This window comes from Streptomyces sp. B93 (genome assembly GCF_018070565.1).
In the GTDB taxonomy this organism is placed as follows: domain Bacteria; phylum Actinomycetota; class Actinomycetes; order Streptomycetales; family Streptomycetaceae; genus Streptomyces.
Genome location: NZ_JAGPXL010000039.1, coordinates 19,626 through 39,061 on the forward strand (window position 1 = coordinate 19,626; position 19,436 = coordinate 39,061).

Here is a 19,436-nt window from a genome sequence, read left to right on the forward strand (position 1 = left end):
CACCGCACACCGAGCCAACCGGAGGTCCCGATGAGCAGAGTGATCCGCGCCGCCGTCTTCCAGACCGCCTGGACCGGCGACAAGGAGTCGATGATCCAGGTGCATGAGCGGGCGGCCCGGGACGCGGCCGCGCAGGGCGCCCAAGTGCTGTGCTTCCAGGAGTTGTTCTACGGGCCCTACTTCTGCCAGGTCCAGGACCCGGCGTTCTACGAGTACGCCGAGCAGATCCCGGACGGGCCGATCGTGAAGCGGTTCCAGGCGCTGGCGCGGGAGTTGGGGATCGTGCTGGTGCTGCCCATGTACGAGGAGGAGCAGCCGGGTGTGCTGTACAACACCGCCGCCGTGATCGACGCGGACGGTTCCTACCTCGGCAAGTACCGCAAGACGCACATCCCGCAGGTGAAGGGGTTCTGGGAGAAGTTCTACTTCCGGCCCGGCAACAGCGGCTGGCCCGTCTTCGAGACCGCCGTGGGGAAGGTGGGCGTCTACATCTGCTACGACCGGCACTTCCCCGAGGGCTGGCGGGCGCTGGGGCTGGCGGGCGCCGAGATCGTCTTCAACCCGTCGGCGACCTCGCGCGGACTGTCCGGCTACCTGTGGCAGCTGGAGCAGCCCGCCGCCGCCGTCGCCAACGAGTACTTCGTCGGCGCCATCAACCGGGTGGGCGTCGAGGAGTACGGCGACAACGACTTCTACGGGACGAGCTACTTCGTCGATCCCGAGGCGCAGTTCGTCGGGGAGGTGGCGAGCGACAAGGAGACCGAACTGGTGGTCCGTGACCTCGACATGGCCAAGCTGCGCGAGGTCCGCGACCGCTGGCAGTTCTACCGCGACCGCGCGCCGGGCGCCTACGGGCCGCTGACCGCGCCCTGACCGTACCGACCCTGGCAGGAGGAGCAGCATGAGCAGCCGTACCGTCATCCGCGGCGGTCTCGTCATCACCGCGTCCGACGAGATGCACGCCGACGTCCTGATCGAGGACGGCCGGATCGCCGCCCTCGCCGCGTCCGGCACCCCGGCCGCCGAGGCCTTCAGCGCCGAGCGGGCCATCGACGCCACCGGGAGGTACGTCATCCCGGGCGGTGTCGACGCCCATACGCACATGGAGCTGCCGTTCGGCGGCACGTTCGCCTCCGACACCTTCGAGACCGGCACCCGCGCCGCCGCCTGGGGCGGGACGACGACGATCGTCGACTTCGCGGTGCAGGCTGTCGGGCGTTCGCTGCGGGAAGGGCTCGACGCCTGGCACTCCAAGGCCGAGGGCAACTGTGCGATCGACTACGCCTTCCACATGATCGTCTCCGATGTGAACCAGGAGACGCTGAAGGAGATGGACCTGCTGGTGGAGGAGGGTGTCACCTCCTTCAAGCAGTTCATGGCGTACCCGGGGGTGTTCTACTCCGACGACGGGCAGATCCTGCGGGCCATGCAGCGTTCCGCCGAGAACGGCGGACTGATCATGATGCACGCGGAGAACGGCATCGCGATCGACGTGCTCGTCGAGCAGGCGCTGGCACGGGGCGAGACCGACCCGCGCTACCACGGGGAGGTGCGCAAGGCGCTGCTGGAGGCGGAGGCCACGCACCGCGCCATCCGGCTCGCGCAGGTCGCGGGGGCGCCGCTGTACGTCGTACACGTGTCGGCGACGGAGGCCGTGGCCGAGCTGGCCAAGGCGCGGGACGCGGGGCTGAACGTGTTCGGTGAGACCTGCCCGCAGTATCTGTTCCTGTCCACCGACAACCTCGCCGAGCCCGGCTTCGAGGGCGCCAAGTACGTGTGCAGTACGCCGCTGAGGCCCCGTGAGCACCAGGCCGAGCTGTGGAAGGGGCTGCGGACCAACGACCTGCAGGTGGTCTCCACCGACCACTGCCCGTTCTGCTTCACGGGGCAGAAGGAGCTGGGGCGCGGGGACTTCTCGAAGATCCCGAACGGGCTGCCCGGCGTGGAGAACCGGATGGACCTGCTCCACCAGGCCGTGCTGGACGGCCACATCTCCCGCCGCCGCTGGATCGAGATCGCCTGCGCCACCCCGGCCCGGATGTTCGGCCTGTACCCGAAGAAGGGCACCATCGCGCCGGGCGCGGACGCCGACGTCGTCATCTACGACCCCGGCGCCGAGCAGATCATCTCCGCCGAGACCCACCACATGAACGTCGACTACTCGGCCTACGAGGGCAGGAGCGTCACCGGCCGGGTCGAGACCGTCCTCTCGCGCGGGGTGCCGGTCGTCACCGAGCGGGAGTACACGGGCCGCGCCGGGCACGGCGTCTACACCCCCCGCTCCACCTGTCAGTACCTCAACTAGGAGTGGTGCCCATGGACTTCGGACTCGTACTCCAGACGGACCCGCCCGCCTCCCGGGTCGTCTCCCTGATGAAACGCGCCGAACGCAACGGCTTCCGGTACGGCTGGACCTTCGACTCCGCCGTGCTGTGGCAGGAACCGTTCGTCATCTACAGCCAGATCCTCGCCCAGACCGAGAAGCTGACGGTCGGCCCGATGGTCACCAACCCGGGCACCCGCACCTGGGAGGTCACCGCCTCCACCTTCGCCACCCTCAACGACATGTACGGCAACCGCACCGTGTGCGGCATCGGGCGCGGCGACTCCGCGATGCGCGTCGCAGGGCGCAAGCCCAACACCCTCGCCCGGATCAGTGAGGCGATGAAGGTCATCCGCGCCCTCGGCAGCGGCCAGGAGGCCGACCTCGGCGGCACGGTCGTCAGGTTCCCGTGGATCAAGCCGGACGCCCGGCTGCCGGTCTGGATGGCCGCGTACGGGCCCAAGGCGCTGAAGATGACCGGTGAGGAGGCCGACGGGTTCATCCTCCAGCTGGCCGACCTGTATCTGACCGAGTACATGGTGAAGGCGGTCAAGGACGCGGCCGTCGCCGCCGGGCGCGACCCGGGCGAGGTGACCGTCTGCGTCGCCGCGCCCGCCTACGTCACCGAGGACGACTCGCCCGAGGCGCTCGCCCACGCGCGCGAGCAGTGCCGCTGGTTCGGCGGGATGGTCGGCAACCACGTCGCCGACCTGGTCTCCAAGTACGGCGCCGACGGCAGCGTCGTACCGGAGGAACTCACCGACTACATCAAGTCCCGTGAGGGCTACGACTACTCCCACCACGGGCGCAGCGGCAACCCCGACACCCGGTTCGTGCCGGACGAGATCGTCGACCGGTTCTGTCTGATCGGCCCGGTCGACAGGCACGTCGAGAAGCTCAACGCGCTGCGGGAACTGGGCGTCGACCAGTTCGCCGTCTACGACATGCACGACGCGCAGGAGGCCGTCATCGACGCCTACGGCCGGCACGTCATCCCCGCCGTCAACGCCTGACCCCCCACTCCCTGTCTCCCCTCCCCGCCGTCCCGGGGAGGGGTCCGGGCCTCCGCACGGCCTCTCCCGTCCCCGTACTCCCCTGATTGGCCTGCTCATGACAGACGTAGCCCCGACGGTCGGCGCTCCGGACGACCGCATCGAACTCGCCCCCGACGCCTTCCCCGCCGACAGCCCCTTCGCCAACGACGACCTGCGCCCCGTACCGCTCGCCGAGCGGCGCTGGACGACGTACAACTTCGCCGCGCTGTGGATCGGCATGGCGGTCAACGTGCCCTCCTGGACCCTCGCCGCCGGGCTGGTCGCGCTCGGCATGGACTGGAAGCAGTCCGTGCTCACCATCGCCCTCGGCAACGTCATCGTGCTCCTGCCGATGCTGCTCACCGGCCACGCCGGACCCAAGTACGGCATACCCTTCCCCGTGCTCGCACGGGCCTCCTTCGGGCTGCGCGGCGCCAATCTGCCCGCGCTGCTGCGGGGGTTGGTGGCCTGCGCCTGGTTCGGCATCCAGACCTGGATCGGCGGGCAGTCCATCTTCTTCCTCGCCGGGAAGCTGTTCGGGGCGGGCAGCTGGTGGACCGACGCCGGGAAGCTCGGCGGCTACCCGTGGACGCAGTGGCTGTGCTTCCTGCTGTTCTTCGCCGTGGAGATCGTCATCATCCTGCGCGGCATGGAGGCCGTACGGCGGCTGGAGAACTGGGCGGCGCCGCTGATGCTGGCCGGTGCGGTGGCGCTGCTGGTGTGGATCGCCGGCAAGGCGGGCGGGTTCGGGCCGCTGCTCGACCAGCCCTCGCAGCTCGGCTGGGGCGCCGACTTCTGGAAGGTCTTCTTCCCTGCGCTCATGGGCATGATCGGCTTCTGGTCGACGCTCTCCCTCAACATCCCCGACTTCACCCGCTTCGGCGCCGGGCAGAAGGCCCAGGTGTGGGGCCAGACCCTCGGACTGCCCACCACCATGGCCGCGTTCGCACTGCTGTCGGTGCTGGTGACCTCCGGTGCGCAGGCCGTCTACGGCGAGCCGATCTGGGACCCCAGCCAGCTCGCCGCCCGCATGGACAGCACCGTTGGCGTGCTCTTCGCGCTGTTCGTGCTGCTGCTCGCCACCCTGTCCACCAACATCGCCGCCAACCTGGTCAGTCCCGCCTACGACCTGTCCAACCTCGCCCCGAAACTGATCACCTTCCGCGGCGGGGCGATCATCGCCTGCTTCATCGGTGTCGTGATCGTCCCCTGGAAGCTGATCGAGAACCCCGACATCTACATCTTCACCTGGCTGGGCACGGTCGGCGGTCTGCTCGGCACCGTCGCGGGCATCCTCATCGCCGACTACTGGATCGTCCGCCGCACCCGCCTCGACCTGCGCGGCCTCTACAGCGGCCCCGGCAGCCCCTACTGGTACGGCTCCGGCTGGAACTGGCGGGCGCTGGTGGCCTTCGGGGCGGGCGCCGTGCTCGCCGTCGGCGGGTCGTACTCCAACGTCGACGCCGACGGCAACAAGGCCGGACCCTTCCCCGCGGACGGCCTGATCCCGTTCCTCCAGCCGCTCGCCGACTACGGATGGGCGGTCGGCCTCGGCACCTCGCTGGTGCTGTACGTGGCCCTGATGGCGTCGGCCGCCCCACGGCCCGCCGACCGGTCCTGAGCCAGGGCGCCGGGGGCGGTCAGCTCTGCTGGGCCTGGCCGCCCTCCAGCGCCGCGACCGCCTCCTTGGCGGCCTTGATGGCGCCCTTGTTGATCTCGTCCGTGCTCGGCGCCTTCTTCGACTCGAAGTCGCTGCCGTTGTAGGTGATGGCCACCAGCGCGTTGGCCGCCCGCACCAGCACCACGCCCTCGCGGGTCTCCTGGCCGTCCTCGGTGGTGAGGTTCACCACCGAGTAGGCGGTGTCACCGAGGCCCGGGACGGCGCCGCCGCCGCTCTTCTCCTCGGTGCGCGCCTTGTAGGACTTCTCCGCCGCCGCGTCGGTCGCCATGATCTCGAACGACACGTCGAGCCAGCGGTAGTCGTACTCCTTCAACGCGTTCCAGGAGCAGGTGCGGCGCTTCTTGGTGTCCGTCGACGGGATCTCCTTGCCCGCCGTCTTGGCGCCCGGCACCAGCGAGGTGATCGTCTTCTTCGCCAGGCTGTCGCACGGCGCGGGCGCGGCGGCGTACGTCTTGGTCTCCGCCGTCGAGGACGGCGCGGACGGGTCGGCCCCCGACCGGCTCTCGGTCTGCGGGGCCGGTTTGTCCTGGGCGGTCGGCGTCTCGTCGGTACCGGACGTCATGACCCAGCCCGCACAGGCGAGCACCGCGACGGGGGTCAGTCGTGCGGTGAGAGCGAGCGGCAGTGGAAGTGAACGCACGGCGCACTTTTCGTGGGGGAGGGTGCGGAGCGGAGTCCGCACTGCGGACGGGACGCCAGTGTCACACGCCTGCCTGTGGGGCGGAAGTGCCAACTCGCTGCGTGCCCGCCCGGTGACAGCGGGCCCATCGCGGAGCTGTTGGGTGGGGATGATGCGTCCAAATAGACGGTGATTAGGGCGCCTTGTTTCCTGTTTGGGTAGTTCCCGTAATTCCCTCCCCGCCCTGGACGGTGTTCACCCGGGCCGGGTGGCACGCACCAGCCGTCTCCGCAGGGGCGGGCAGGGACAGGGCGCGCTCGATGCGGTCCACGGCGGCGAACGCGCCGTAGGCGACCAGATGGACCAGACAGTGGTCGGTGTGCTCCGGCCGCCGCCAGGCCCGCACGTCCTCCTCGGTGATCCGGTACGGCGCCAGCGCGGCCAGCAGCGCCAGCCGGGCGCCCGGACGCTCGGCACGGTCCGGGAACGCGGCGTGGGCGAGCGCCGGATGACCGCCGTCCCAGGACCGCAGGGTCTGCCGTACGAGGGTCAGGTCGTCCTCGCCCAGCAGCCCCGCGCCCGCGGTGGCCGCCCGGCGCAGCGCGGCGTAGGCGGGACCCACGGGGGTGCCGCCCGCCCATGCCGGACCGTCTTCGGCCGTGTCGAGGAGGGACAGGGAGGCGCCCGGAGCGGTCGACTGGCGCACGGTGGCGGACAGGGAGCGGCCCGCCATGGAGCGCACCACCCGGAACCGCTGGGCGCCCGCCGGGAGCAGGTTCTCGGTCACCAGGGCCGACACGATCCGGTTGATGAAGTGGAAGGCCAGCGCGGTGCCCAGCTGGCCGGGCAACTCCTCGGCCGGGAACGGGTACGGCGCCAGCGCGGCCCCCGGGGTGCGGGTGCGCCGCCCCCACTCCAGCAGCCGCGCCTGCTCCTCGCTCTCCGGCGGCTCCCCGCGGGCCAGCCGCTCGGCGAGGGCGTGGTCGCCGGTGGCGTGCAGCAGCACGGTGTGCGCGTCCACGCAGAACGGGCACTTGTTGGCCAGCGACACCCCGAGCGCCACCAGCTCCCTGCCGGTACGGCTCCCGGTGCCCGCGATCAGCGACTCGCGCATCAACGCCCACGCCGGGGCGAGGAGTTCGGGGGCGGAGGACAGGACCACGAAGGTCGACGGCCGGTCGATGCCGAAGTCACGGGAGATCTGCTCGTAGGTCTCGGCGACCCGGCCGGTGGCCGTCCTGGGCGACGGCGGTGCGGTGAAACGGAATGGTGTGGACATGGGAGCACTGTCGCCGCCCGGACCGCCCCGGGTCGTCGTACCGGCGAAGGCAGTCGCCGCTGCTCCGGCCGGGCCGCCCCGCCGCCCGACTACTCCACGGGGAGTAGCGCGGGAGTTGTCCACAGGGCGGACGCCGATGTCGGTGCGGCCGTCTAGTGTGCGGGCATGGACGGGCACCCGGTCACCCGCAGGCACCTCGCCGACGCGGCCCTCGCGGTCGTGGTCGGCGCCCTCGTGCTGACCACGGCCGCCTTCGACGACGGCACCACCACCGTCGACCGGGCGCTTATCGTCCTCGGCTGTGCGGCGCTGGCGTTCTACCGCGCCGCCCCGCGCGCCGTCCTCGCGGTGGCCACCCTGACCGGCACGGCCTACGTGCTGCACGCCCATCCCGGCCCGCTCGCCGCGCTGCCCGTCCTCGGCGCCGTGCACACCGCGGCCCGCGCCGGGCACCGGGCGCTCGGCGCGGCGGCGAGCGGGGTGTACCTCGCCGGGTACGTCGCCACCGGGCCGGCCACCCAGGAGGTGGTGGAGCGGACCGCGCTGCTCGCGGGCTGGTTCCTGTGTGCGGTCGTGACCGGCCTCGCCGACCGCAACTGGCAGGCCTATCTGCGCCAGACCGAACAGCGCGCCCTCGAGGCCGAACGCACCCGGGAGGAGGCCGCGCTGCGCCGCGCCGGGGAGGAACGCCTGCGCATCGCCCGGGAGTTGCACGACTCGCTCACCCACAGCATCTCCATCGTCAAGCTCCAGGCGGGCGTCGCCGTGCACCTGGCCCGCAAGCGCGGCGACGAAGTGCCGCCCGCGCTGCTCGCCATCCAGGAGGCCAGCGGCGAGGCGATGCGCGAACTGCGGGCCACCCTGGAGGTGCTGCGCGCCGACGAACCGACCGGCACCCCCGAACAGCTGGTGGAGCGGGCCCGCGCTGCGGGACTCGCGGTCGAACTGACCGTCACCGGCGACGAGCGCCCCCTGCCGGGAGGCGTCGGCCGGGCCGCCTACCGCATCGTGCAGGAGGCCCTCACCAACGCGGCCCGGCACGCGGGCCCGGCGGAGGTGACGGTCCGGCTCGACCACGGCCGGGACACCCTGGAGATACGCGTGGACGACGACGGAGCGGCCGACCCGGCCCGCCCGCCGGTGCCCGGCACCGGACTCACCGGCATGCGCGAACGCGTCACCGTTCTCGGCGGCACCCTGCACGCCGCCCCGCGCGCCACCGGCGGCTTCTCGGTACGGGCCGAACTGCCCGTCGGCGCGGGGGGAGACGGCCGATGACGGACGCGGTCCGGGTCGCCCTCGTCGACGACCAGGCGCTGATGCGCGCCGGTTTCCGGGCCCTGCTGGAGGCCGAGGACGGCATCGAGGTGGTCGGGGAGGCGGCCGACGGCGAACAGGGCCTCGCCCTGGTGCGCGCGCAGGTGCCCGACATCGCGCTGGTCGATGTGCAGATGCCGGTGCTGTCGGGCATCGAGACGACCCGCCGGATCGCCGCCGACCCGGCGCTGGCGGACGTACGCGTGGTGATCCTCACCAACTACGGCTTCGACAGCTATGTCTTCGAGGCGCTGCGGGCCGGGGCGAGCGGCTTCCTGCTGAAGGACACCGAACCCGCCGACCTGCTCCAGGCCATCGAGGTCGTCGCCCGGGGCGAGGCCCTGCTGTCCCCGTCCGTCACCCGCACCCTGATCGGTGAGTTCGTCTCCCGGCCCCCGGACCGGGCCACCGCACCCGGTCTGGAGGGCCTCACCCGCCGCGAACGCGAGGTCACCGCGCTCGCCGCACGCGGCCTGACCAACGAGGAGATAGCCGCCCACATGGTCATCAGCCCCTTCACCGCGAAGACCCACATCAGCCGGGCGATGACCAAGCTGGGCGCACGGGATCGCGCCCAGCTGGTCGTCTTCGCCTATGAGTCGGGCCTGGTGACCGCGCGCGGCGGCCGCTGACCGTCAGCTCGCGCTACACGAGACCGTCGGCCAGGTCCAGTTGCCGTTGTGCTGGATGGTGAGGCCCCAGTTGTTGCCGCTGCCGTTGGGCCTGGCGGTGAGGACCTGGGCACTGGGGTAGCTGGCGCTGATGTTCCAGGTGTTGAGGACCTTCGCCGGGGACGGCACGTTCATCGTCACGGTCCAGTCGTTGGAGCCGCTGACCGAGACGTTGAGGTTGTAGCGGTCGCCCCACTGCTGCCCCGCGGACAGGGTCGCCGTGCAGCTGCTGCCGCCTCCGCCTCCGCCCCCGCCGCTTCCGTCCGGGGCCACCGCGCGTCCCGTCTGCGGGGAGATCATGCCGGAGCACAAGCCGCGGGCGGACAGGTTCTGCGCGATGCGCGGGATCGCCGCGAGCGTGTTGGCGGACCAGTCGTGCATCAGGATGACCTGACCGTTCGTCAGCCGCGAGGCCGCCTGCACGATCGCGTCCGTGCTCGCGCCGTTCCAGTCCTGCGAGTCGACGTCCCACAGGACCTCGGTGAGCCCGTACTTCGCCTCCACCGAGCGCAGGGTCGCGTTGGTCTCCCCGTACGGCGGACGGAAGAGCTTCGGCGTCCCGCCCCCGGCACTGGCGATGGCCTGCTGGGTGCGGGAGATCTCCGAGTCCATCTGCGCCTGGCTCAGCTGGGTCATGTGCGGATGGGTGTAGCTGTGGTTGGCCACCCACATCCCGGCGTCGACCTGGGCCCTGACCTGGGCCGGGTTGGCGGCGGCGTACTGGCCCTGGTTGAACATCGTGGCCCGCAGGCCGTTCTGCCGCAGGGCGCTCAGCAGGGCCGGGGTGCTGCTGGACGGGCCGTCGTCGAAGGTCAGCCCGACGTATCCGGTACAGGCTTGTGCCCGTGCCGGGGCCGCGTCGACGGCGGTGGTGCCCGTCATGGCCAGCGCGCCGACGGCGACCCCGGTGAGCAGGGTGCGGGTGGCCAGGCGTGGTGTGCTGCGCATGGGGGTGCGTCCTCCTGTATGGCCGGGGTCGGGGTCAGCTCGTACTGCATGAGACCGTCGGCCAGGTCCAGTTGCCGTTGTGCTGGACGGTGAGGCCCCAGTTGTTGCCGCTGCCGTTGGGCCTGGCGGTGAGGACCTGGGCGCTCGGGTAGCTGGCGCTGACGTTCCAGGTGGAGAGGACCTTGGCGGGGGAGGGGACGTTCATGGTCACGGTCCAGTTGCTGGAGCCGCTGACGGAGACGTTGAGGTTGTAGCGGTCGCTCCACTGCTGGCCGGCGGAGAGGGTCGCGGTGCAGCCACCGCCGCCACCGCCGCCGCCACCGCCGCCGCCGCTGGAACTGCCGACCGTGATGTTGGAGTTGCCGCTGCTCTGGTAGCCCTCGGTCGCCATGATCATGTAGTAGTTCAGCGTGCCCATGGTCATCCCGGCACGGGACCAGGCGTCGAAGTGGTTGCCGGTGGTGATGGTGCCGCCCGTGCGCTTCGACTGGCGGACGCTCCAGTACTGGTCGAAGGTGCGGGTGCCCTCGACGGAGGGGGCGTTGTAGCGGGTGGTCTTGTAGATGTCGTAGGTGCCGCCGTCGCTGCTGACGGTGCCCATGAAGGTGCCGGTGGGCCGGTAGGTGCCCCAGTTGTCGACGATGTAGTACTCGACGAGCGGGTTGGACATCCAGCCGTAGAGCGTCAGATAGGCGTTGCCGGACGGGTTGAAGCTGCCCGAGTAGGTCACCGTCCGTCGGCTGCCGCTGCTCCAGCCCTTGCCCGCGACGAAGTTGCCGGTGTTGCTCCACTGGGTGCTGTAGTTGCCGCCGTTGCTCATGTTCATGGAGACCGTGCCGGGGGCGTCGGTCCAGAACGAGTAGTAGTAGCCCTCGTGCGTGCCGGTCTGGTTGGTGTTGACGAGCGTGTCGGCGTGCGCGGCCGACGGGATCAGCAGCGCGATCACGACGGCCAGGACGAGGGTCCAGCCGCGTCTGAGGGATCTTGCACTGAACGCGTTCATCTCCGGGCTTCCTCCTGGGGAAGGGGGTGCGGGTATGCGCGGTGCGAACGGCGCCAGTGTTGGTGTGACCCCGACAAGTGTCAACAGTTTCGGTACTTATTTCGAAACTTGCGGTCGGGGGAGGGTGTGCCTGGACCGATAAAGGTGCAGCTCAAGGCGGCTGGAGGGCTGAAGGGCTTGATTGCCTCCGGTCTCTGATCGGTTCACGGACCAAAAGGACACCGGTGCTTGCCGAATGTTTCGAAGAAGTCGGGCGCCTTCGCCTAGCCGCGCCAGATGTTGTCGAAGGCCGCGGACTCGATGCTCCTGCGCTGCCGTTCCCCCGCCAGCTCCGTGACGGCCTGGTGGACGGTGCCCAGAACGGTGCCCTGGCCGTCCGTGAGACCGGCGGGCGCGTCGGCGGGCTGTTCCGTCATCCCCACGGCGGCCGCGAGACCGGTGAGGACGGGATCACCCGATGCCAGGCGTTCGGTCGCCCGGTGGAGGGCCGAGGGGTCCTTCGGTGCCGGACGTGTCCGGCGCAGCGGGTTGCGGGACGCGCGCTCGGGTGCCACGAGGCCCTCGGACTCGAGCGCGGCCCGGTAGCGCGCGGCCAGGTCGCGACCGCGGCGCCACAGCCAGTCCTCCACGGTCCCGCCGGAGGCGTGCCGGGCCAGCTCCGAGGCGGCTTCGAGCAGCAGGGGGTCGGCGGACGACGGCGGTTGCCCGGGTACGAGGCGGTCGTCGTCGAGGGTGACGGCCGCGGCGTCCAGGAGATCGATGACTTCCGCCCCGGCCAGCGCGAGGGAGAGGTCGCCCCGCTCCACGACGGAGCCGGTCGGCGGGTCGGTGGCGAGCAGGGACAGGTCCCGGGCTGTGGTCATGAACGGCTCCAAGTCTGCCCCGTGGTCGATGTCCCCACCACGATAGGCGGGTGCCCCGAGTGGGTCCCGTCGTGCCCCGGCCCGGCCTGCGTATCCACGTCGTGTGACTGGTCAGCCGACCCGCAGGACACGGAACCGGCCGGGTGCCGCCGGGTCGCGGTCGACGACCTGGAGGGGCGTCCCGGCCCACTGCCACACGCTGACGCCCGGCACGCGCGAGAACCCGATCCGCCCGCGGGTGCCCTCGACCTCCACCCGCGGCCAGGCCGCGGCGACACGCGCCCGGTCCGTGCCGTGGGAACGCAGCACCTCGGCCAGGACGGTGATCGTGTCGTACCCCTCGAAGGCGACGAAGGAGGGCGCCTCGCCCAGCCGCCCGCGCAGGGCCGTCTCGACCCGGGCTCCCAGCGGGCTGAGCCGCTCGGGCAGATACCGCAGGAACGGCACCCCCGCGCCCTCGGCACCCAGCGAGGCCGCCCAGCCGCCGAACTCCGGCTGCCCGGCCGGGGCGCCGATCAGGACGCCGTCGAGGCGCCGGTCGCGCCGGACGGACCTGACCACCGGCACCGCTGGCTCCGGGTGGCCGACCAACAGCAGCAGGGCCGTGGCGCGCTGGGCGAGCAGGTCGTCGCAGACGGCCGTGGGGGCGGCGCCGCCCAGGTCGAGTTCGGTGACGGTGCCCCCGCGGGGCGCGAGGTGCTCCCGCAGCAGGCGGACTCCGGACGCCCAGTAGAGACTCGGCTGGGTCGCCACGGCGATGCGCCGGTGGCCCGCGTCGAGCAGGAAGTCGGCGTAGAGGCGCCAGCCCTGGGACTGCGGCGGACAGAGGCGCGCGACCCACTCCGTCGGCTCGTCGGTGAGCGCGTCGAGAACCGCCGACGAGCACAGGTACGGCAGACCGAGGGCGTCGGCCCTGGCCGCGGCGGCGCGGGCGACGACGCTGTGGTACTCCCCGGCCAGCGCGGTCACACCGAGGTCGGCCAGTTCGTCCACGGCCGCCGCGGCCCGCGCTGGATCGGCCGCGGAGTCCCGCACCACCAGCTCGACCGGCCTTCCGGCGATCCCGTCGCCCTCGTTGACCTCGCGGACCGCCAACTCGAGCCCGGCCAGCAGATGGCGGCCCGCCTCGACCCAGCCGGGCCGGGAGAGCGGAGCCAGGGCGCCGATGCGGACGGACGGCCGGCCGGTGCGCTCCGCCGCGGACGACGGTGGTGGCGTGATCACACCGGCCATTGCACCCACCGCCACCGCCGCCGGGCAACCGAATATCGCTGCTACCGCCGATGAGCCCCGAGATTCCTCAGGACCCTCCCGTCCCGGCCAGCAGTTCCTCCACCGGTGAGGGGAGGTCATGTCCGACGACCGACCGCAGCAGCGGGTAGGCGTGGCCGTACCCCACGAGCACGGCACCGAGCAGCACCCGCGCCTCGGAGTCCAGGACCAGCTTCGCGTAGCGGGCCCCGGGGCCGGGCCGGAGTCCTCCCGCACAGCTGAACGCCACCGCTCCCGGAGTGCGGCCGTGGGCGTCGCCCAGGCTCGCCACGTCGACACCGGGGACCTTCAGGACGGTCGCCGTGTCCGCCGGGCCGGGGACGGGGCCGTCGACCGGTGCGCCCAGGAGCTGCCCGGCCACCGCCTCGGCCATGCGGTAGCCGGGGGCGACCGTGCCGTGGCACCGGCCGTGGACCGCGGCACAGTCCCCGATGGCCCAGACGTCCGGTACCCCGGTGCGGCCCAGCTCGTCCACGAGGAAGCCGCCCCGCTCACCACGGGCCGGCCCGCCGGAGTCCGCCAGTTCGTCCCGCGGACGTGTCCCCGCCGAGAAGACGACCAGCCCCGCCGCGATCCGGGTCCCGTCCTCCAGCGTCACACCGCGCACCCGGCCGTCCGCCCCGGCGTCGACGGACCGCAGCGGGCTCCCGCAGGACAGCCGCAGCCCGGAGTGGAGCAGCCACCCGGCCAGGATGCGCGCCGCGGGCCCGTCGAGCTGAGCGGGCATCAGACGGGGAGCCGCCTCCACGACGTGCGGGCGCATGCCCAGGTGGCGGCGCAGCGCCTCCGCCGTCTCCAGTCCCAGCAGACCACCGCCGACCACCACCACCGGCGCCCCGGGCACGGCGGCCGAGCGGATCGCGTCGACGTCCGCCAGGGTCCGGTACGGGAGACAGCCGGGCAGGTCGGCGCCGGGCACCGGTGGACGGAACGCCGACGCTCCGGTGGCCAGCACCAGGGCGTCGTAGGAGATCCGGTCGGCGTCCGCGGTGAGCACGGCCCGTGCGGCCCGGTCGACGGCCACCACACGGGTGGCCGTCCGCCGTTCCACGAAGGGATCACCGTGCAGCGCGGGCCCGGCCAGGTCCAGGTCCGACTCCGGGGCACCGGCCAGCCGGTCCGTCAGCGCGACACGGTTGTACGCCGGCCGGGGTTCCTCACCGAGGACAAGGACGCGCCAGGCGTTCTCCAGGTCCCGGGAGCGCAGTTCCTCGACCAGCCGGTGCGCGGTCATTCCGTGACCGACGATCACCAGCGTGCGGGTCGCAGTCATCGACGTCATCGACTCCTTCGTCGGCCGACGGCCCGCAACCGGCCGTCGGCTGCTCGGCGGTGAGCCGGGCGCACAGCTCGCGGACCTCGTCCGCGCAGGTGCCGCACCCCGTGGTGGCCCGGGTGGCACGGGCGAGGGCACGCACCTCCCGGGCGCCGTCGTGCCAGGCACGGACGAGCGTCTCCCGGGTCACGTTGCTGCACCGGCACACCACCGTGCTCGCGGCCGGAGCGGACCCGGTCGGCGTCCGCCGTCCGGTAACCGTCCTGCCCAGCAGCAGGGCCAGCCGGTCACCGGGCAGCGAACGGTGTGCGTCGTGGAGCTGGGTGAGCGCCGCGAGGGCGTCGGACATACCCACCACGACGGCGGACGACAGCCGTCCGGCCGCGTCGAGGGCCATGGTCGCGTACCTGCCCCCCGCCGGGTCGGAGAAGGTCACGACCTCGCCCGCGGCCGGGTCCCCGGCCTGGAGCGGCACTCCCAGCACACCGAGCGGCAGCCCCGGCACACGCGGACGCAGCACGCTGCCCGGACGCCGCTCACCTACGGGCCGCCGCCCGGTCAGCGAGCGGGCCAGCACCTCCGCCTGGTCCCACCCCGAGGCCAGCAGCCCCGGCGCCCACCCGGGGTGTTCGGCGCAGTCACCGATCGCCCGGATCCGCGGATCACTCGTGCGCAGCGCCCCGTCCACGAGCACCCCGCCGCGCACCGCCAGGCCCGCCGCGCGGGCGAGTGCGGTGCGCGCTCTGACGCCGGTGCAGCACACCAGGGTGTCCCAGGCCAGCGGGCGACCGCGGTCGAGCACCAGCTTGCCCGGCTCGACCCGCGCGGCCGACTGGCCGCACTCCAGCCGGACCCCGAGGGAGACCAGGTGCCGGGCGAGCAGCTCCCCGGCCGCGGCGTCCAGCAGGCGGTCCAGCGGATACGGGCCGCGGTGCACCAGCGAGACATCCCGCCCGGAGCGCCGCAGGGCCACCGCGGTCTCCAGCCCGAGGGGGCCGCCGCCCAGTACGATGACCCGGTCGCCCCGGACGCGCGCGCAGTCCGCGAGGGACCGCAGCGCGGTGACACCGTCGATCAACCGCCCGTCGGCGGTCCGCAGGCCGGGCACCGCCGGGAGGACCGGTTCCGCCCCGGTGGCCAGGACCAGTGTGTCGTACCGGTGGTACGCGCCCGTTCCCGTCCGCACCCGTCGCCGGGCACGGTCCAGGCCCGTCACGGTGACGCTCCGCAGGCTGCGCACACCCGGTACCGGCGGCAGCCGCACCGCCGCCGGATCGAGCCCGCCGTCCAGCACCGAGGTGAGGAGCACCCGGTGGTAGGCGGGAACCGGCTCGGCGTCCAGCAGCAGGACGGTTCCCTCGTGGCCGTACCGGCGCAGCCGCTCCGCCAGCCGGTGGCCGACGGGGCCGCCCCCGACGATCACGACTTCCCCGGCCGTCGCCCTCCCGCTCAGGTGCCGCCCGTTCCCGCTCACGGCCCCGTGTCCTCTCCCGCCGCGCCAGGACCGGCCGGTTCGACCCGGACGGCGCTCACCTTGAACTCGGGCATCCTGCTGCGTGGATCGAGCGCGGTGCCGGTGACGAGATTGGCCCGCCCGTCGCCCGGATAGTGGAACGGCAGGAACACGGTGTCGGTGCGCAGCGTCGGCACCAGCCGCACCCTGGCCGTCACGCGTCCGCGGGCCGAGCGCACCCACGCGAGGCCGCCTTCCTCGACACCGGCGCGGGCCGCCGTGTCCGGGTGGATCTCCACGATCGGCTCGGGCGCGGCGCGGACCAGTTCGGGAACGCGGCGGGTCTGACTGCCCGACTGGTAGTGGGCGAGCAGCCGCCCCGTCGTCGCCCACAGGGGGAAATCGTCGTCCAGGGTGTCGGCGGGCTCCCGGTGGTCCACCTCCTGGAAGCGGGCCCGCCCGTCCGGGTGGGCGAAGCCGTCCAGGAACATGCGCGGTGTGCCGGGGTGCGCCGGGTCCCCGGGGTCCTCGGGGGACTGGGGACAGGGCCAGTACAGTGCCTCCCCGGCGTCCAGCCGCGCATAGGTGATCCCGGAGTAGTCCGCCTTCCCGCCGCGGGACACCCGCCGCAACTCCTCGAAGACCAGCCGCGGTTCGTCCGGGTAGCGGTCGGCCGGTTCCCCGAGCCGTACGGCCAGCTCCCGCAGCACCGTCAGATCGCTGCGCGCCTCCGGCGGCGGGGGCACGGCCCGGCGCCGCCGCAGCACCCTGCCCTCCAGGTTGGTGAGGGTGCCCTCCTCCTCCGCCCACTGGAGGACCGGCAGCACCACGTCCGCCAGCCGGGCCGTCTCGGACGGCACGAAGTCGGCCACCACCAGCAGGTCCAGGTCCGCCAGCCGCCGGGCGACACGGGCGGAGGCGGGAGCGGAGACAACCGGGTTCGAACCGAACACCAGCAGGGCCCGGGGTCCGCCGTTGGTGCCGAGGGCGTCCAGCAGCTCGAACGCGCTGCGGCCCGGGCCGGGCAGACGCTCGGGTGCCACCCCCCACGCCCGCGCGACGTGGGCCCGGTCCCCTGGGTCGGTGATCGACCGGTAGCCGGGAAGCTGGTCGGCCTTCTGGCCGTGCTCCCGGCCGCCCTGCCCGTTGCCCTGGCCGGTGAGGCAGCCGTACCCCGACCCCGGCCTGCCCGGCAGCCCGAGGGCGAGGGCGAGGTTGATGAAGGCCCCGACCGTTTCGGTGCCCTTGCTGTGCTGTTCCGCACCCCGGCCGGTGAGCACGTACGCCCGCCGCGCCCCCGCGAGCATGCGCACCGCTTCCCGCTGCCGGGACACCGGGACGCCGGTCACCCGCTCCACGCGCTCCGGCCACCAGGCGGCGGCATGCCGCCAGGCCGCCTCGAACCCGGCCGTGCGCCGTTCGACGGCTTCCCGGTCGTACAGGCCCTCGGTGACCGCGATGTGCAGCATCCCCAGGGCGAGGGCCAGGTCCGTGCCGGGGGCGGGGGCCAGGTGCAGGGCCGCCCGCTCCGCGGTGGGGGTGCGCCGCGGGTCGATCACGATCATCCGGTCAGCCCTGCGGAGGTGGCGCATCAACGGGGGCATCGTCTCGGCCGGGTTGGCCCCCGCCAGCAGGATCACCTCCGCCTGTCCCAGGTCGGCGACCGGGAACGGAAGCCCCCGGTCCAGCCCGAAGGCCGCGGTGCCCGCGGCGGCGGCGGACGACATGCAGAAGCGGCCGTTGTAGTCGATCTGGCTCGTGCCCAGGGCCAGCCGGGCGAACTTGCCCAGCAGATACGCCTTCTCGTTGGTGAGACCGCCGCCGCCGAACACCGCGACGGCGTCCGGGCCGTGCGCGGCCCGGACCTCCCGCAGCCGTGCGGCGACGGTGTCCAGTGCGCGCTCCCACGACGTGGCGACGAGCTGTGCGGCGGCGTCCCGCAGGAGCGGTGCGCGCAGCCGGTCCGGTGCGCGCAGCACGGCCGGGGCCGTCCACCCCTTCTGGCACAGACCGCCCTCGTTGACGGGGAAGTCGTCGGGCTCCACCGTCACCGGCGCGGCGTCCGGACCGTCGTCTGCGCCGGTGGCGCGCAGCTTGGTGCCGCACTGCAACGCGCAGTAGGGGCAGTGGGTGGTGACCTGCCCGAGGGGCACCGGGTGCGACGCCGTCCGCTCAGACATGGAGGGCCTCCCGTTCCCGGGCGGTCCTCGGCGCCCCGTCGGCGGCACCCGCGCCGGGGCGCAGGTACCTGGCCCAGACGGCGAGGGCGCACACGGCGTAGTACAGCAGGAAGGCCCAGAAGGCGGCCTCGCCCGAGCCGTTGCGGTCGTAGGCGGCCCGGAACACCAGGTTGACCCCCGCGCCGCCGAGCGCCCCCACCGCCCCCGTGATGCCGATGGCGGCCGCGGTGAGGCGCTGCGCCCGCGGCGCGCGGGTCTCCCGCGCGAAGACCGACGGGATCATGCGGTAGACGGACCCGTTGCCGGCCCCGGTGAGCACGAACAGCGCGCTGAAGGCGGTGATGAACAGGGGTACGGAGGACTGGGCGGAGGCCACCAGCAGTACGGCCGTCCCCGCGCCCATCAGCCCGAACACGGCCGTCGTCACCCGGGCGCCGCCCCAGCGGTCCGCCAGCCAGCCGCCCAGGGGCCGGGCGAACGAGCCGAGCAGCGGACCGAGCGCGGCGAAGGAGGCCGCCTGGAGCGCGCTGGAACCGAACTGCGTCTGGAGGACGACACCGAAGGCGAAGCCGTACCCGATGAAGGACCCGAAGGTGCCGACGTAGAGCAGTGAGATCCACCAGGTGTCCGGGTGCCGCAGCCCGCCCCGGATCACGCCCCGGGGCACGGTGCCCGTGCCGAGATCGTCCATTCCGAGGGCGGCGAGCAGCGTGGCCAGCACGATCAGGGGGAGGAAGACGGCGGCGACGTGGGAGGGGCTGGTGTCCCCGGCGGTGGCGATCACCACGACGCCGACGACCTGGACCAGGGCGACACCGAGGTTCCCGCCGCCCGCGTTCACGCCCAGCGCCCAGCCCTGGTGGCGGCGCGGGTAGAGCAGCGCGATGTTGGTCATCGAGGAGCCGAAGTTGCCCCCGCCCGACCCGGACAGCGCCGCGATGACCAGGAACACCCACAGCGGGGTGCCGGGACGCTGGACGAAGTGCCAGGCCAGTGCCGTGGGGACCAGCAGCACCGCGGTGGTGGCCACCGTCCAGGTCCGTCCCCCGAAACGCAGTACGGCACGGCTGTACGGGACCCGCAGCAGGGCGCCCACCACGGTTGGTGTGACGATGAGCAGGAGCTTCTCCCCGGGCGTGAAGTCCAGCCCGGTCTCCGGGGACATGAACAGGACGAGCACCGACCAGATGCTCCACACCGAGAAACCGATGTGTTCGGTCAGGATCGACAGCACCAGGTTGCGCCGTGCGATGCGCTTGCCCGGGCCGTTCCAGAAGCCGGGCTGCTCGGGGTCGTAGCCGGTCGTCGGGGTACGTGGTGCGCGCCGGGGGGCACTGCTCATGATGCGGAGACTCCACTTCCGAAGTCGGCCGGGATGATTCCGGACGGCAGCCAGGATCATCCTGACTCCCACCGGAGTCCCGGTAGGGCCTGCCTGGGCGGCCCTCCGCACGCCGGGACCCTCCGGGGCACCGCCGGCCGCCCCGGACGGACGCGCGCCCGGCCCCGGCCGGGGC

General features: G+C 72.8%; 16 protein-coding genes. 6 read left to right on the top strand and 10 right to left on the bottom strand.

The features are described from left to right. Window positions 1-30 precede the first annotated feature (30 nt). The 4 genes from KBY47_RS28175 to KBY47_RS28190 all read left to right on the top strand — a co-directional run bounded on the left by KBY47_RS28175 (window position 31) and on the right by KBY47_RS28190 (window position 4,978). A complete protein-coding gene (locus KBY47_RS28175) occupies window positions 31-873 on the top strand; it encodes a nitrilase-related carbon-nitrogen hydrolase (protein ID WP_210925826.1) in 843 nt (280 codons plus the stop codon). Between the two features lie 28 nt (window positions 874-901). After that, window positions 902-2,305, top strand: coding sequence for a dihydropyrimidinase (gene hydA, locus KBY47_RS28180; RefSeq protein ID WP_210925828.1), 1,404 nt, complete (start codon window positions 902-904; stop codon window positions 2,303-2,305). Between the two features lie 11 nt (window positions 2,306-2,316). Beyond that, on the top strand, window positions 2,317-3,336 hold the full coding sequence (locus KBY47_RS28185) for a TIGR03842 family LLM class F420-dependent oxidoreductase (RefSeq protein ID WP_210925830.1): 1,020 nt from the start codon (window positions 2,317-2,319) through the stop codon (window positions 3,334-3,336). Window positions 3,337-3,433: 97 nt separating this feature from the next. Further along, on the top strand, window positions 3,434-4,978 hold the full coding sequence (locus KBY47_RS28190) for an NCS1 family nucleobase:cation symporter-1 (RefSeq protein ID WP_210925832.1): 1,545 nt from the start codon (window positions 3,434-3,436) through the stop codon (window positions 4,976-4,978). A 19-nt stretch (window positions 4,979-4,997) separates the two neighbouring features. Here KBY47_RS28190 and KBY47_RS28195 read toward each other — a convergent pair whose 3' ends face one another. Both KBY47_RS28195 and KBY47_RS28200 read right to left on the bottom strand, forming a co-directional pair. Then, window positions 4,998-5,678, bottom strand: coding sequence for a hypothetical protein (locus KBY47_RS28195; RefSeq protein WP_210925834.1), 681 nt, complete (start codon window positions 5,676-5,678; stop codon window positions 4,998-5,000). A 172-nt stretch (window positions 5,679-5,850) separates the two neighbouring features. Then, window positions 5,851-6,936 (bottom strand): carboxymuconolactone decarboxylase family protein, encoded by a 1,086-nt coding sequence (locus tag KBY47_RS28200; protein ID WP_210925836.1) that lies wholly within the window; start codon window positions 6,934-6,936, stop codon window positions 5,851-5,853. Between the two features lie 165 nt (window positions 6,937-7,101). Here KBY47_RS28200 and KBY47_RS28205 point away from each other — a divergent pair, with 165 nt between their 5' ends. Next, window positions 7,102-8,214 (top strand): sensor histidine kinase, encoded by a 1,113-nt coding sequence (locus KBY47_RS28205; protein ID WP_210925839.1) that lies wholly within the window; start codon window positions 7,102-7,104, stop codon window positions 8,212-8,214. Further along, entirely contained in the window at window positions 8,211-8,885 is a 675-nt protein-coding gene (locus KBY47_RS28210; RefSeq protein WP_210925840.1) for a response regulator transcription factor, read from the top strand. The genes KBY47_RS28205 and KBY47_RS28210 overlap by 4 nt, the downstream gene beginning before the upstream one ends. Window positions 8,886-8,888: 3 nt before the next feature. Here the strand turns inward: KBY47_RS28210 and KBY47_RS28215 are convergent, their stop codons facing one another. From KBY47_RS28215 to KBY47_RS28250, 8 genes are all read right to left on the bottom strand, one after another. Next, window positions 8,889-9,872: a polysaccharide deacetylase family protein gene (locus KBY47_RS28215; RefSeq protein ID WP_210925842.1), complete on the bottom strand. Its 984-nt coding sequence runs from the start codon at window positions 9,870-9,872 to the stop codon at window positions 8,889-8,891. A gap of 34 nt (window positions 9,873-9,906) precedes the next feature. Then, the gene (locus KBY47_RS28220) at window positions 9,907-10,875 is read right to left on the bottom strand and encodes a glycoside hydrolase family 11 protein (protein WP_210925845.1); all 969 of its coding nucleotides are present in this window, start codon (window positions 10,873-10,875) and stop codon (window positions 9,907-9,909) included. Between the two features lie 263 nt (window positions 10,876-11,138). Beyond that, entirely contained in the window at window positions 11,139-11,738 is a 600-nt protein-coding gene (locus KBY47_RS28225; protein ID WP_210925847.1) for a GPP34 family phosphoprotein, read from the bottom strand. Between the two features lie 111 nt (window positions 11,739-11,849). After that, the gene (locus KBY47_RS28230) at window positions 11,850-12,971 is read right to left on the bottom strand and encodes an ABC transporter substrate-binding protein (protein WP_210925849.1); all 1,122 of its coding nucleotides are present in this window, start codon (window positions 12,969-12,971) and stop codon (window positions 11,850-11,852) included. A gap of 67 nt (window positions 12,972-13,038) precedes the next feature. Then, window positions 13,039-14,283, bottom strand: a complete 1,245-nt coding sequence (locus KBY47_RS28235; RefSeq protein ID WP_210925851.1) for an NAD(P)/FAD-dependent oxidoreductase — start codon at window positions 14,281-14,283, stop codon at window positions 13,039-13,041. Further along, window positions 14,168-15,760 carry an FAD-dependent oxidoreductase gene (locus KBY47_RS28240; protein WP_308405317.1) on the bottom strand — a complete coding sequence of 531 codons (1,593 nt, stop codon included), beginning with the start codon at window positions 15,758-15,760 and terminating at the stop codon, window positions 14,168-14,170. Before KBY47_RS28240 ends, KBY47_RS28235 begins: the two co-directional genes overlap by 116 nt. Beyond that, complete coding sequence (locus KBY47_RS28245) at window positions 15,757-17,919, bottom strand: molybdopterin oxidoreductase family protein (protein WP_210925853.1); 2,163 nt, start codon at window positions 17,917-17,919, stop codon at window positions 15,757-15,759. The genes KBY47_RS28240 and KBY47_RS28245 overlap by 4 nt, the downstream gene beginning before the upstream one ends. Further along, window positions 17,912-19,261 (bottom strand): NarK/NasA family nitrate transporter, encoded by a 1,350-nt coding sequence (locus tag KBY47_RS28250; RefSeq protein WP_210925856.1) that lies wholly within the window; start codon window positions 19,259-19,261, stop codon window positions 17,912-17,914. Before KBY47_RS28250 ends, KBY47_RS28245 begins: the two co-directional genes overlap by 8 nt. Between the last annotated feature and the right edge of the window lie 175 nt (window positions 19,262-19,436).